Annotated in this window: 14 protein-coding genes and 1 pseudogene; 4 read left to right on the top strand and 11 right to left on the bottom strand. The window is 62.4% G+C overall.

From position 1 onward, the window contains the following. Positions 1-24 precede the first annotated feature (24 nt). The 9 genes and pseudogenes from HB777_19160 to coxB all read right to left on the bottom strand — a co-directional run bounded on the left by HB777_19160 (position 25) and on the right by coxB (position 7,221). The gene (locus tag HB777_19160) at positions 25-780 is read right to left on the bottom strand and encodes an SURF1 family protein (GenBank protein QND65819.1); all 756 of its coding nucleotides are present in this window, start codon (positions 778-780) and stop codon (positions 25-27) included. After that, the gene (locus tag HB777_19165) at positions 777-1,163 is read right to left on the bottom strand and encodes a DUF983 domain-containing protein (GenBank protein QND65820.1); all 387 of its coding nucleotides are present in this window, start codon (positions 1,161-1,163) and stop codon (positions 777-779) included. Before HB777_19165 ends, HB777_19160 begins: the two co-directional genes overlap by 4 nt. 74 nt (positions 1,164-1,237) lie before the next feature. Further along, positions 1,238-1,721: pseudogene (locus HB777_19170) on the bottom strand (murein L,D-transpeptidase). Positions 1,722-1,811: 90 nt separating this feature from the next. Continuing rightward, positions 1,812-2,699, bottom strand: a complete 888-nt coding sequence (locus HB777_19175) for a cytochrome c oxidase subunit 3 (GenBank protein ID QND65821.1) — start codon at positions 2,697-2,699, stop codon at positions 1,812-1,814. A 1-nt stretch (position 2,700) separates the two neighbouring features. Next, entirely contained in the window at positions 2,701-3,333 is a 633-nt protein-coding gene (locus HB777_19180) for a cytochrome c oxidase assembly protein (protein ID QND65822.1), read from the bottom strand. Continuing rightward, a complete protein-coding gene (locus HB777_19185; protein QND62437.1) occupies positions 3,333-3,491 on the bottom strand; it encodes a hypothetical protein in 159 nt (52 codons plus the stop codon). The genes HB777_19180 and HB777_19185 overlap by 1 nt, the downstream gene beginning before the upstream one ends. Positions 3,492-3,493: 2 nt before the next feature. Beyond that, positions 3,494-4,438: a protoheme IX farnesyltransferase gene (locus tag HB777_19190; GenBank protein QND65823.1), complete on the bottom strand. Its 945-nt coding sequence runs from the start codon at positions 4,436-4,438 to the stop codon at positions 3,494-3,496. 75 nt (positions 4,439-4,513) lie between these two features. Beyond that, positions 4,514-6,166, bottom strand: a complete 1,653-nt coding sequence (ctaD, locus tag HB777_19195) for a cytochrome c oxidase subunit I (GenBank protein ID QND65824.1) — start codon at positions 6,164-6,166, stop codon at positions 4,514-4,516. 38 nt (positions 6,167-6,204) lie between these two features. Beyond that, a complete protein-coding gene (gene coxB, locus HB777_19200; GenBank protein ID QND65825.1) occupies positions 6,205-7,221 on the bottom strand; it encodes a cytochrome c oxidase subunit II in 1,017 nt (338 codons plus the stop codon). A 259-nt stretch (positions 7,222-7,480) separates the two neighbouring features. Between coxB and HB777_19205 the strand changes: the two genes are divergently transcribed. Next, positions 7,481-8,038, top strand: a complete 558-nt coding sequence (locus tag HB777_19205) for an invasion associated locus B family protein (protein ID QND65826.1) — start codon at positions 7,481-7,483, stop codon at positions 8,036-8,038. Positions 8,039-8,195: 157 nt separating this feature from the next. Beyond that, entirely contained in the window at positions 8,196-9,608 is a 1,413-nt protein-coding gene (tldD, locus tag HB777_19210) for a metalloprotease TldD (protein QND65827.1), read from the top strand. Positions 9,609-9,805: 197 nt separating this feature from the next. Here tldD and HB777_19215 read toward each other — a convergent pair whose 3' ends face one another. Beyond that, positions 9,806-11,047 carry a class I SAM-dependent RNA methyltransferase gene (locus HB777_19215; GenBank protein QND65828.1) on the bottom strand — a complete coding sequence of 414 codons (1,242 nt, stop codon included), beginning with the start codon at positions 11,045-11,047 and terminating at the stop codon, positions 9,806-9,808. Beyond that, positions 11,044-11,808, bottom strand: coding sequence for a TlyA family RNA methyltransferase (locus tag HB777_19220; GenBank protein ID QND65829.1), 765 nt, complete (start codon positions 11,806-11,808; stop codon positions 11,044-11,046). Before HB777_19220 ends, HB777_19215 begins: the two co-directional genes overlap by 4 nt. A gap of 322 nt (positions 11,809-12,130) precedes the next feature. Between HB777_19220 and HB777_19225 the strand changes: the two genes are divergently transcribed. Beyond that, the gene (locus HB777_19225) at positions 12,131-13,126 is read left to right on the top strand and encodes a sterol desaturase family protein (protein QND68822.1); all 996 of its coding nucleotides are present in this window, start codon (positions 12,131-12,133) and stop codon (positions 13,124-13,126) included. Continuing rightward, positions 13,123-14,271, top strand: coding sequence for a GNAT family N-acetyltransferase (locus HB777_19230; GenBank protein QND65830.1), 1,149 nt, complete (start codon positions 13,123-13,125; stop codon positions 14,269-14,271). Before HB777_19225 ends, HB777_19230 begins: the two co-directional genes overlap by 4 nt. The last annotated feature ends 1 nt before the right edge of the window (position 14,272 follow it).

Below are 14,272 nucleotides of genomic sequence, written 5' to 3' on the forward strand. Positions count from 1 at the left end.
GCCCTGTGAAGGCGTCGTTCGCGTTCATTCCTCTTTCGCTGGACGGCGGAGCCGCAGGATGAGCACGGCGGCGAGCGCCGCGGCAAGCCCATACCAGGTCATCGCATATTGCAGATGGCTGTTCGGCAGGTCGATGATGGTGACGCCGCCAACCGGCAATCCGCCTGGATTTGGCGTCTTGTCGGCGTCGATGAAGATCGGCACCAGCGCAGCGCCAGCCGGCAGCCCGGCGCTCGCCGCCATCACGTCGCGGTCCTTCCAGTAGAAAATGTTCTTCGCCACGTCGTTGTCGGGGAGCATCATCGAAGGCTTTGCCGGCAGCGGATTGCGGGCCAGCCCGGTGACAATCACCTTGCCCGTCACCTGTCCCTTGGCGCGCTTGGCGGCATCCTTCAGATCGTAAGGCACGAAGCCGCGATTGATCAGGACGAAGCGGCCATCGTCGAGCGTCAGCGGCGTGTAGACGTTGAAGCCGGCATCGCCTTCCCAGGTCGCGTAGAAATGCCGTTCGCCTTGATGCAGGAACGTGCCGGTGACGGTGACCGGCGTGTAGTCGACGTCCCCTGTGGCTGCGAATTCTTTCTCGACTTCGGCCAGCGGCCGTGGCGCAGAGTGGGTGCGCTGGTCAATGGTCTGGAGGAGACCTTCCTTCCAATACAGGCGCTGGACCTGCCAGGTGCCGAGCACCAGCAGAATCAGGAACAGCCCCAGGCCAAGGCCGAAAAGCAATGCCGTCCGTGGCCGCGAACGGCCGCCGGCTTTGACGGATGCCTCGCTCATTCGCCGCGATCCAGCCGGCCTTCGGCCGCCTTGTTGCGATATTGCAGGGTAAGCAGCACGCCCTTGATCAGCCGCAGCGCCGTCAGGCACAACGCGACAGCCAGCGGGATCCAGACCAGCAGATGCAGCCAGAGCGGCGGGCTCAGCGTGACTTCAACCCAGAGCGCCAGTCCGACAATGAGGAAGCCGATGATCAGGATGACGAACACCGCCGGCCCGTCGCCGGCATCGGCGTAGGAATAGTCGAGGCCGCAATTGACACAGCGCTTGCCGACGGTGAGGAAGCCGGAAAACAGCCGCCCCTCGCCGCAGCGCGGGCAGCGGCCGTGCAGGCCGGCCGAAATCGGGTCGATCGGAGGCCAGATCGCCCTATCTTCACTCATGGGAGCGTCGTCGCTCATTGCTTACCGCTCGATCTCGGATCGATCGGCCGCCAGATCGCCTTGTCACTCATTGCTTACCGCTCGATCTCGATCGGTGTGCCATCGGCCACCAGTGCCCAGATTTCGTCCATGTCGGAGTCCGTAACGGCAATGCAGCCGTCGGTCCAGTCGACCAATTGTAGCAGCCAGCCCCACCAGCCGTAACCATTCGGCTGGCCGTGGATCATGATCATGCCGCCCGCATCGACATTGCGCGCCTTGGCAGCCGCCAGATCGTCGGCATTGGGATACGAGATATGGATCGACCTGTGCGCGATGCTGTTCGGGTTGCGCCAGTCGAGGACATAGCGCCCCTCGGGCGTACGTTGATCGCCCTCCTGGTGCTTGTGCCCGATTGGATCGCCGCCGAGCGCGATGCCGTAGCTTCGCAGGACCTTGCCGTCGCTCCAGCCGCCGTTCCGACTTGTCGACGCGCATCAGATCGACCCTTTCCGCGGCAAGCGCCGGAAATGCCGCGATGATGAATGCGCAGATCGCCCAAGGAATTGTCAGCCGCATTGGCTATCGATCGGCGATCATTGCGCCGAAAAGAAGAAGGCGGCCACGTCGCCGCGGTCGCCTCCCCAGATCAAATCCTAAAGGCCGAGATCAGTGGCCTTCGATCACCGCGCCGACCGATCCCCAGACGTAGATCGATGCGAACAGGAACAGCCAGACCACGTCGACGAAGTGCCAATACCAAGCGGCCGCCTCGAAGCCGAAATGCTGCTTGGGGGTGAAATCACCCTTCATCGCCCGGATCAGGCAGACAGCCAGGAAGATGGTGCCGATGATGACATGGAAACCATGGAAGCCGGTCGCCATGAAGAAGGTGGCGCCGTAGATGGAATCCTTGAAGCCGAACGGAGCGTGCATGTACTCATAGGCCTGCACCATTGTGAACAGCATGCCGAGGCCGACGGTCAGCACCAGGCCGTTGATCAGGCCCTTGCGATCACCATGGATGAGCGAATGGTGCGCCCAGGTGACCGTGGTGCCCGACAGAAGCAGGATGACGGTGTTGTAGAGCGGCAAATGGAAGGGATCGAGAACCTCCATGCCCTTCGGCGGCCAGACACCGCCGGTAAAGGCGGTGCGGGCATATTGCTGGACTTCGCTCGGAAACAGGCTGGCGTCGAAATAGGCCCAGAACCAGGCAACGAAGAACATCACCTCCGAGGCGATGAACATGATCATGCCGTAGCGCAGATGCAGCGACACGACACGCGTGTGATGGCCCTCATGCGCTTCCTTGATCGTATCCGACCACCAGGCGAACATGGTGTAGAGGACGATCACCAGGCCGATGAAGAACAGCCACGGATTGGCGATGTTGTGGCCGAAGATCGGGAACGAGCCGCCCTTCAGGTACTCCATCAGGCAGACGCCGCCAAAGGCGGTCACGAGCGCCCCTACCGATCCCAGGAAAGGCCACGGGCTCGGGTTGACGAGATGATAGTCATGCTGTGGTTTTGCGTGTGCGTGCGCGTCTGCCATATCAACCCCCGAGATTTGCTTCGGTATTCGAAATTGTCTTGCTATTGCCCTTGGCCGGCTCCGAGGAGGCGACCGGCTTGGTCTTCTCGACCGGGAACATCGTGTAGGACAGAGTGATCGTCTTCACGTCCTTCAGTTCCGGCACGTTGACGATGTCGGGGTCCACATAGAACAGGACCGGCATGTCCAGCGTCTCGCCCGGCTTCAGCGTCGTGTCGGTGAAACAGAAACACTCGACCTTGTTGAAGTAGGGGCCTGCCAGTTCCGGCTGCACATTGAAGGTGGCGCGGCCGGTCACGGGGCGATCGAACTTGTTGGTGGCCTTGTAGTGGGCCTGCACCGTCTCGCCGATCTTCATGGTCATCGAGCGCTGAACCGGCTGGAAATCCCACGGCACGCCGGCGATGTTGGCATCGAAGCGAACGGTGATCTCACGGTCGAGCACACGGCCGGCATACTGCTTCTCGGCACGTTGCGTCGTGCCGCCATAGCCTGTCGCCTGGCAGAACATCTTGTAAAGCGGCACCGCGGCATAGGCCATGCCGATCATGCCGGTGAAAAAGGCAAGGCAGACAGCCGCGACGATGACGTTGCCGTTCTTGCCCGTCGTCTTTTTGGGCGTCTCGACGCTCATCACATCGTGCCCAGATTGTGGCCGAACTTCACGATCGTCGCGATGTAGAAAATGACGACCAGCACAGCCAGCGCCACGCCGATGGCGACCGAACGGTTGCGTCTGGCTTTCCTCTGCCGCTCGGTGAGCGTGACCAGCTCGAGCTTTTCTTCGATCATGGTCATGCTCCGCCCATGGCAAGCGCGCGCTCGACGACGCTGTCGGCAAGATAGGCGGCGAAAATGGCAAAGAGATAAAGCAGCGAATAGGCAAACAAGGCCTTGGCTGGTTTCATGACACGATCGTCGTCGGCCATGCCAAGCACTTTCCACGCGTACCAGACAAAACCGACCCCGAGCAGCGCAGCGGCCACGCCATAGATCGGCGTGGTGTAGCCAAGCAGCCATGGCGCCACCCCGACCGGGGCCAGCACCAGCGCGTAAGCGAAGATCTGGCGGCGCGTCGAAGCGTGTCCGGCGACGTTCGGCATCATCGGGATGCCGGCCTTTGCGTAATCTTCGGACTTGAACAGCGCCAGCGCCCAGAAATGCGGCGGCGTCCACAGGAAGATGATCAGGAACAGGATCAGGCTTTCGAGGCTGACCGTTCCGGTCACCGCGGCCCAGCCAATGACCGGGGGAATGGCGCCGGCGGCACCGCCAATGACGATGTTCTGCGGCGTCCAGCGCTTCAGCCACATCGTGTAGACGACGGCATAGAAGAAGATGGTGAAGGCCAGCAGCGTCGCCGACAGCCAGTTGACCAGCACGCCGAGCGTCATCACCGACAGCACCGACAGCACCAGACCGAAACTCAGCGCCTCGTGCGGCTGGATGCGACCGGCCGGGACCGGACGGCTGGCGGTCCTGGTCATCACCGCGTCGATGTCGGCGTCGTACCACATGTTGAGCGCGCCGGAGGCGCCAGCACCTATGGCAATAGCCAGGATGGCGATCACCGCCAGCAGCGGGTTGATGGTCACCGGTGCGGCGACGAGACCGACAAAGGCGGTGAACACCACCAGCGACATGACGCGCGGCTTCAGCAGGGCGAAGAAATCGCCCGCCGTCGCTTCCGACATGCGAAAGCCCGCTTCGTCAATCAATGGGTCGTCGACAAGGGCCATGCGTACTTAAGTCCATCATTCCGTTGGCCAAAACCGCCGGCGAACCGGCGGTTTCGTATTCGAGCGGGCAGCAGCCTACTTGATCTTCGGCAGCTGTTCCCACTGGTGGAAAGGCGGCGGCGAAGGCAGCTGCCACTCGAGTGTCGTTGCGCCCTCGCCCCACGGATTGGCACCGGCAACCCGCTTCTTCTGGAAGGCTTCGAACACGCAGTACAGGAAGATCAGGACGCCGACGGCCGAGATATAGGAGCCGATGGACGACACATAGTTCCAGCCAGCAAACGCATCGGGATAGTCGATGGTGCGGCGCGGCATGCCGGCGAGGCCGAGGAAATGCTGCGGGAAGAAGATCAGGTTCACGCCGACGAAGGTGACCCAGAAGTGGGTGTTGGCGATGACGGGCGAATACATGTAGCCGGTCATCTTCGGGAACCAGTAGTACCAGCCGGCGAATATCGCGAACACCGCGCCCAGCGACAGCACGTAGTGGAAGTGGGCGATGACGAAATAGGTGTCATGCAGCGAACGGTCGAGACCGGCATTGGCCAGTTGGACGCCGGTAACGCCACCGATGGTGAACAGGAAGATGAAGCCCAGCGCCCACAGCATCGGCGTCTTGAACGAGATCGACCCGCCCCACATCGTCGCGATCCAGGAGAAGATCTTCACGCCTGTCGGCACCGCGATGACCATCGTGGCGAAGACGAAATAGCGCTGCGTGTCGAGCGACAGACCAGTCGTGTACATGTGGTGCGCCCAGACGATGAAGCCGACGGCGCCGATCGCCACCATGGCGTAGGCCATGCCGAGATAACCGAACACCGGCTTCTTCGAAAAGGTCGAGATGACGTGGCTGATGATGCCGAAGCCCGGCAGGATCAGGATGTACACTTCCGGGTGACCGAAGAACCAGAAAAGGTGCTGGAACAGGATCGGATCGCCGCCGCCGTCAGGCGCAAAGAAGGTCGTGCCGAAATTGCGGTCGGTAAGCAGCATGGTGATGCCGCCGGCCAGAACCGGCAACGACAGCAGCAGCAGGAAGGCGGTGACCAGCACCGACCAGGCAAACAGCGGCATCTTGTGCAGCGTCATGCCAGGCGCACGCATGTTGAAGATGGTGGTGATGAAGTTGATGGCGCCAAGGATCGACGACGCGCCGGCAATGTGGATCGACAGGATCGCCAGATCCATTGCCGGTCCGGGCTGACCCGAGGTCGACAGCGGCGGATAAAGCGTCCAGCCGCCACCGACGCCAAAGGCGCCCGGCGCGCTCGGCACGAACATCGAGGTGAGCAGCAGGATGAAGGCCGGCGGCAGCAGCCAGAAGGAGATGTTGTTCATGCGCGGGAACGCCATGTCGGGCGCGCCGATCATGATCGGGACCATCCAGTTGGCAAAACCGCCGATCAGCGCCGGCATGACCATGAAGAAGATCATGATCAGGGCGTGCGCGGTGGCGAAGGCATTGTACATGCTCTTGCCGCCATCGATCGCGGCGTCACCGTTCATGCCGTAGACCATCTGCGCCAGACCGCTGAAGATCTGGATGCCAGGCTCCTGCAACTCCATGCGGATGGCGACCGACAAGGCACCGCCGATGATGCCAGCCATGATCGCGAAGATCAGGTAGAGCGTGCCGATGTCCTTGTGGTTGGTCGAATAAACCCAGCGCACCCAACCGTGATAAGGCTTGTGGTCGTGCTCGTCGTGAGCTGCAGCGTCTGCCATGTTCCGCTCCGTTCCCTAAATCTTGCTAACCCGCGGCATCAGTTGCCGGCGGCCGCTACCTTGTTCTGGCTGTCGACCGCGGCCATCAGCGTCTTGTTGGCGCCCGGCAGATCGGTCTTGGCTGCCGCCAGCCAGGTCTTGAACTGCGCGTCGGAGACGACACGGATGGCGATCGGCATGAAGGCATGGTCCTTGCCGCAGAGCTGCGAGCACTGGCCGTAAAAAATACCTTCCTTCTCCGCCTTGAACCAGGTCTCGTTGGTGCGGCCCGGAACGGCGTCGATCTTGATGCCGAACGACGGCATGGCAAAAGAGTGGATCACGTCGGTTGCGGTGACGAGCACGCGGGTCATGGTGTTGACAGGGACCACCAGCTCGTTGTCGACGGCGAGCAGGCGCGGATAGACCTTGCGGTCCTCCTTGCCGGCGGCGGCGCGGTCGGTTTCCTGGAGGATCGCGGAGTTGAAGGAGAGCGTGTTCTCGGTCTGGTACTCGTAGTCCCAGTTCCACTGGTTGCCGGTCGCCTTCACGGTCAGCTTTGCTTCTTCCGGCGGCGTATACTGCGCGGTCAGCAGCTGGAACGAGGGAATTGCGAGGCAAAGCAGGATGACGACCGGGCCGACAGTCCAGATCACCTCGATCAGCGTGTTGTGGCTGGTCTTGGACGGAACCGGGTTCGCACTCGCGCGGAACCTGACGATGCAATAGGCGAGAAGAAGCAGCACCAAGATGGTGATCGGGACGATGAACCACATCGTGTAGTTCCCGAACCACTCGATCTGCCGCATCATGTCGGTCGCCGGCGCCTGGAAGGTTGTCTCCCAGTCCTTGGGCTGGTCGGCATGGGCGGATGCGCCGGCGAAAAACGTGATAGCGGCACAAGCACTTAGAAACTTGGCACTTGCTGGAACCTTGGCGTTTGCCAGGAAATTTCTCATCGCCCTCATCGTCTCCCAGTTCCTCGCGGCCGTACCATCGAGAATAACGAACAATGCCGGGACGGGAATCCCGACAGTCTCAAGGTGGTTCAAACCATACTCTTTTTCCCTCCGCAAGAAAGGAGCGGGCGAAACCGTGCGGCATTTTTGCGCGCAAGCCCGGATGTGCCTTTGATGGCAGCTGCGGCGACCCCGAATCGCCTATGCTGGGTCAACGGTCACCTTCCTGCGGGCCGCGCGTGCCGAACGTCGCAATTCGGGCGAAATTGGCAGGGAAAAGCGCCGTATTGGCTTTTTCGGGGCAGACCGGCTGCGGTCTCGTCCTTTACTTGGCTTTGGCGCGGCTTAAAGTGCCGTGATTCGCAATGGAGCCGTCATGATCCCTTGGCTTTCGAGAAACTCTCGGTTTTCGAGAAACTGGGCGAAGGTCATCTTTCTCGCCGCCCTGTCTGGTATCGGCTTGTTCGCGATCGGCCTGTCCGGCACGGCCAACGCCGCGCAACCGAGCGGCACGGTGCGCTCGACGCATGGCGCGTGGTCGATCATCTGCGACACGCCGGCCGGCGCCACGTCCGAACAATGCGTGATGATGCAGAACGTCGTCGCCGAGGACCGTCCGGAGATGGGGCTGTCGGTCGTCGTGCTGCGCACCGCCGACAACAAGGCGGAGATCCTGCGCGTGCTGGCGCCGCTCGGCGTGCTTTTGCCCAACGGGCTCGGCCTCAATGTCGACGGCAAGGATATCGGCCGCGCCTATTTCGTGCGCTGCTTCCAGGATGGCTGCTATGCCGAAGTCATTCTCGAAAAGCCGCTGCTCGACACGCTGAAGACCGGCACGTCGGCCACCTTCATCGTCTTCCAGACCCCGGAAGAAGGCATCGGCATCCCGGTCGACCTCAAGGGCTTTGCCGACGGTTTCGCCGCACTGCCCTGACCGCTCGCCGACATCACGGACTTCACCAACCAGAAGTGGTGTCGACGACCTGTCGACGAAGCGCATTTGTCTTCGCAATGCGGCGGGACGATTGTCTCGGCGCGCCTTCGCGCCTACATCGTGGCAAAGACCCATTCCTCCTGTGAACGGATGCGCCATGAACAGCCTGATCGGCCAATTCGACATTTCAGACGATCGCATCAAGCAGATCGTCGCTGAGACCATCAACGGCGCCGACGACGGCGAGCTGTTCCTCGAATACAGCGAGAGCGAAGCGCTGATGTTCGACAATGGTCGCCTGAAGACGGCCAACTTCAACACCGACCAGGGATTTGGCCTGCGTGCCGTCGCCGGCGAAGCCAGTGGCTATGCCCATTCCAGCGACCTGTCCGAGGCCTCGCTGCTGCGCGCGGCCGACGCCGTTTCAACCGTCAAGGGTGGTTATTCCGGCACGCTTGCCGCCGCACCCGCCCGCACCAACCGCCATCTCTATGGCGAGGAGAACCCGATCCCCTCGCCTTCCTTCGAGGCCAAGGCAAAGCTGCTGCAGGAAATCGACGCCTGGCTGCGCGCCGAGGATCCGCGCGTGCGCCAGGTTTCGGCGTCGCTCGCCGCCTCCTGGCAGCATGTCGAGATCGTGCGCGCCGACGGCCAAATGGTGCGCGACATCCGCCCGCTGGTCCGCATCAACGTCTCCGTCGTCGTCGGGAATGGCGACCGCCAGGAGAGCGGCTCCTATGGCATGGGTGGCCGCAAGGCGTTTGGCGAATTCCTGGTTGAAGACAGCTGGAAGCACGCCGCCAAGGAGGCGCTCCGGCAAGCCCTGGTCAATCTCGAGGCCATACCGGCGCCGGCCGGCACCTTCGACATCGTGTTGTCGAGCGGCTGGCCGGGCGTCATGCTGCACGAGGCCGTCGGCCATGGGCTGGAGGGTGATTTCAACCGCAAGAAGACCTCCGCCTTTGCTGGCCTGCTGGGCCAGCAGGTCGCCGCCAAGGGCGTCACGGTGGTCGACGACGGCACCATGCCCGAGCGGCGCGGCTCACTCACCGTCGACGACGAAGGCACGCCTTCGGCCCGCAACGTGCTGATCGAAGACGGCAAACTGGTCGGCTACATGCAGGATCGCCAGAACGCCCGGCTGATGGGCATGCAGGCCACCGGCAATGGCCGGCGTGAAGGCTATGCGCACCAGCCGATGCCGCGCATGACCAACACCTACATGACATCAGGCGACATGGAGCCGGACGAAATCATCGCCTCGGTCAAGAACGGCATCTATGCCGTCTCCTTCGGCGGCGGCCAGGTCGACATCACCTCGGGAAAATTCGTGTTCGGCTGCACCGAGGCCTACATGATCGAGAATGGCAAGGTGACGCAGCCGATCAAGGGCGCGATGCTGATCGGCAACGGGCCGGACGCCATGCACCGCGTTTCAATGATCGGCAACGACATGAAGCTCGACACCGGCATCGGCATGTGCGGCAAGGCCGGACAGGGCGTGCCGGTCGGCGTCGGCCAGCCGCATCTGCGCATGAACCAGATGACGGTGGGCGGTACGCGGGTCTGATGCGATGGCCACTGGAGAAAAATCCGTTGCCTCCAGTTCAACCGACGATCAGGTCACACGGCCTGCTCCGGTCTTTCCCCCAACGCGACCCGAGGATGTGTTCGGGTCGCTGCCCAACAGAGGCAAGTCGAAAACATTGAGAGAAATGGAACCGGGCGTGCTCGCGGAAGCACGGCGTCGCCAAACCAGCGAATGATCTACCGCCTCTTCTTCGGCTTCTCCAGCAGCGCCACTGCCTCGACATGCGGCGACCACAGGAACTGGTCGATCGGCGTCACGCTTTTCAGTGTGTATCCGCCGTCGATGAGGATGCGCAGGTCGCGCGCGAGCGTCACTGGATTGCAGGACACCGCGGCGACGTACGGCACATCCGAGCGGGCGATCTGCTTCGACTGGTCTTCGGCGCCCGCGCGCGGCGGATCGAACACCACACCGTCGAAGGCATTCAATTCCTTGAACGTCAGCGGCCGCCGGAACAGGTCGCGGCGTTCGCCCGTCACCCGCTTCAGGCCTGTGGCGAAGCGTGATCCCCGGTCGAGCGCCGAAAGGGCCGCCGCGTCACCTTCCACCGCATGGACTTCCGATTTCATTGCCAGCCTCAAGGCGAAGCTGCCGCAACCGGCGAAAAGATCCGCCACCTTCTTGGCGCGCTTGAGATGTCCGCCAACAATATCGGCCATTGCCTGTTCCGCGGCCTCGGTTGCCTGCAGGAAGGCGCCCGGCGGAATGGCAACGGCAACGCCGCCGAACGTGACCACCGGCTTTTTGGGTTCGATGACGATCTCGTCATCGATCGAAAGCCGGGCAAGTCCCTGAGCCATGACGAAGTTCGAGGCGACCCGACGCTGGTTCTCACCAAGTTTGCCCGACTCATAGACCGCGACATCAAGGCCTGAGCCGGTCACGGTGACCGCCATCCGGAACGATTTGGTGGTGGCGCAGACCAATATGGCGAGCGCCTTCAACCGATCGAGCGAAGCGACGATCTCCGGCAGCGAAATCGGGCATTCCTCGATCGAGATGATTTCCGGCGACAGATGGCGATGGAAGCCGAGCAGCATGCCTGTATCGGTGCGCCGGGCGGCCAGCACGACACGGCGGCGCGTCTGCGGCGCACAAGCGACCAGTTCGCCAATCTCGCAATCGATGCCTTTGCCCTTCAGGGTGTGCGCCACCTTTTCGCGTTTCCACTGGCGATAGGCTTCGGCCTCGAAATGCTGGAGCGCGCAACCGCCGCATTCGGTGAAATGCCGGCAGGCGGGATCGATGCGCAGCGACGAGGCTTCCAGCACCGCCATCAGCATGGCGCGATCCCGTTCGCGCGCGGCGGTGACCGTTTCGCCGGGCAGCGTGAAGGGAATGAACAGATCGCCTGTCTCGGTCTCGGCGATGCCGTCGCCCTGGGCGCCAAGTTTCCTGATGCTGAAGCGCGCGCTCATCGATCCTTGATCCCACCGAGCAGGAATTCGCGATTGCCGTCGCCGCCCTCGATCGGCGACAAATGCAGCCCGAGCGAGCGCCAGCCGGGAACGGCGTCCAGCCAATCCTGCAGCAGGCCGGCGACACGGGAGGCGTCGAAGGGGTCTTTCAACAGACCACCCTTGCCGATCGCTTCGCGACCAGCCTCGAATTGCGGCTTGACCAGAAACATGGCCTTGGCGCCGGCCTTCGCAAGGCCAAGCGCCGGTGGCATCGCCAGTTTCAGCGAAATGAAGCTGACATCAGACACGATGAAATCCGGAATACGACCGCTGAGATCGGCGGCTGTGAGATCGCGGGCGTTCAGGCCCTCGATAACCGTCACACGCGGGTCCTGGCCGACATCAGGATGTATCTGGCCATGCCCGACATCGATGGCGGTGACATGAGCCGCACCACGTTCGAGCAGAACCTGGGTAAAGCCGCCGGTCGAGGCGCCGACGTCGAGCGCCTCGCAGCCGGCAGGGTCGAGGCCGAAATGGTCGAGCCCGCCGATCAGCTTGAGCGCTGCGCGCGACACATAGCCCTGCGCAGGATCATCTATGGTAACAAGGCATTGCGGCAAAACACTCTGGCCGGGCTTGCGGGCGAGGACACCGTCAACCGTCACCGTGCCGCGTTCGACCGCGTCGCGGGCACGCGAGCGGCTGGCAAACAGCCCGCGCTGGACGAGCAGGTCGTCGAGCCGCTGGCGTGTGCTGGCTGGCAGAGGCGAATTCATCGGCCTTCATGGCGAAAGCCGACGACGATAGCAAGGGCGCCAGCCGCGCATTGAGGGGCGTTCGTCTCCATCCCTACCACCGTACCCAGAATTGGGCCTAAGACTATGGTGAGTGTCCCTGTCACGCCCACCATCCTTTGAAAAATACACTTGTTGAGGCGCGTGATTTCCGAAGCACGCGGCGTCGTCGTTTGCGGACCAGTGCCCTGAAATTCCATGAATATCATGAATTGTTAACCTATTTTCGTCGCATTTGCTTGAGGACTAACTGTTATGACTGCGACAGCCCGCAAAACGGGAGGAAGAGGCGTCAATCTTGGAAATGGCCAGCGACATCGTCTACAAGGTGCTTGACCGGATTTCCGGCGCCGGCCTGCTGGCGACCGGACTTCTGTTGCTGACCGCTCTGGTCAGCGCCCTCGTCGCCTATTGGCGCACGGTCGAGAAAAAGAGCTGGAAAGAATTCTTCGAATTCGCGGTCCCGCACGAGGTGATCACTCATCCCTCGGCGAGGGCCGACCTGTTGTTCTGGGTGACGAGGAAGGCCCTGATGCCATTCCTCATGCTGCCTGCCGGCATCGTCTTCGTCAGCGCCGTCGGCTATGCGACGAACTGGCTGCTGTCGACGCTCCTTGCGATCCAGCCACCCCTGATCGCGGGCCCGGCAGGGCCGGTGACGGTGACCGTCTTCACTGTCACCATGCTGCTCGCCTACGACATCTCGTATTATCTCTATCACGTCGCCCAACACCGCTATCCGGTGCTCTGGGAACTGCACAAGGTGCACCATTCGGCCGAGGTGATGGTCGGCATCACCAAGGACCGTGTCCACCCGCTCGACGAATTGATGAACCGGGCCTGGGACGGCGTCATTCCCGGCATCTGCTTCGGCATCTGGTCGCTGGTGTCGCTGAACCTCGTTGAGCTGACGGTCTTCGGCGTCAACGTCTACATCATACGCAACATCCTGATGATGGATTTCGTCAGGCACACGCATTTCAAGATCTCGTTTGGGCCGCTGAACAACCTGATCCTGTGCCCGCACTGGCATCAGTTGCACCACAGCACGGACCCGCGCCACTATGACAAAAACTTCGGGCTGCTCTTCTCGTTCTGGGATCGGCTGTTTGGAACTCTATGCGTTCCCAGGCCCGACGAGGACTTCAAATTCGGGTTGATCGAGCGCAACGTGCGCGACTATCAGTCGCTCGCAGGCCTCTATATCATGCCGCTGAAGCGGATGTGGTGGCAGATCGCCAAACAGTTCCGAACCGACAAGCCCCAGCCACAACAATCGTCGCAAAGGGCCAAGCCTTGAACGGGCCTGTCGTGTGCCGGCTGCCGCGAACGCACCGGATCGAAGTCGCAACGTCGGATGCGCGCCTGGCGGAAATCGCGCCCGCCTGGGCGGCGCTCTGGCGGCGCGCCGGCGGCCTCGTTTTCCAGCATCCGGACTGGATCTCGGCCTGGTGGCGCACGACGCCGCATCAGGATCGGCGCAACCTCAGGATCGGGTTGGTCTGGAGCGACGAGCTACTCGTGGCCGTCATTGCGCTCGCGACCTTCAGGCGCTCCGGCATGCGCGTCCTGGAATGGGCGGCCAAGGATCACTGCGATTATGGCGATGTCCTGCTTGCCCCCGATTGCGACCCGCAGATCCTGCGGCAGCTCTGGCAACGCATTCTCGACGATGGCGGCTTCGACCTTGTCTATCTGAACCGTCTTTTGCCCGATGCCCGATTGCCGGCCCTGCTCGGCTCCGCCGCGCCAGGCCGCGGCACGATCCTGCAGCCGAACCACCGCAGCGAGGTCAGCTATCGTGTCGCCGGCGACTGGCAAAGCGGCGCGCAATGGTTCGAAAGCCAATCGAAAAAGGCCCGGCAAAACTATCGCCGTGGCCGCAAATTCATGGAGGAAGGCGGCACTTTGCGCTTTCGCCTCATGGAAGCGCACGAAGCCCGCGAGCCGGTGCTCGAGCGCGTCGCGGCGCTGAAGCGGCTATGGCTGGCAAAGCACGGCCGCGTTTCGGACCTCTTCGACGAAGGCTCCGCCGCTCTGGCGGCGCTCGTCTCCGTACTGGCCGGGCTCGGATTGCTGCGGATCTTCGTGCTCGAACGCGAAAACGAGATCATCGCCATCTCGATCAATTTCGAGCAGCACGGAACGATGATGGCCTTCGTCACAACCTATGACCCGGCCTTCGAGCGGGCCTCGCCCGGCATGGTCCTGATGATGGATTACATCCAGTGGTCGCTAGACCGGGGCTTGACCATGGTCGACTTTCTCTGCGGCGGCGAGGATTTCAAGCGCCGCTTTGCAACGCATTCGGTGACCTTGTCGTCGGTGATGGGTGGGCGAAGCCTGCGCGGACGCCTCGCCATCTTGGCCGACCGCGCCCGCCACGCCACGAAATCCTGGCGCTCCAAGAAACCCTCGAAACAAGCGGAGCCGGCGGAGGAGTAAC

Origin of the sequence: Mesorhizobium loti (assembly GCA_014189435.1) — a bacterium.
In the GTDB taxonomy this organism is placed as follows: Bacteria; Pseudomonadota; Alphaproteobacteria; order Rhizobiales; family Rhizobiaceae; genus Mesorhizobium; species Mesorhizobium loti_G.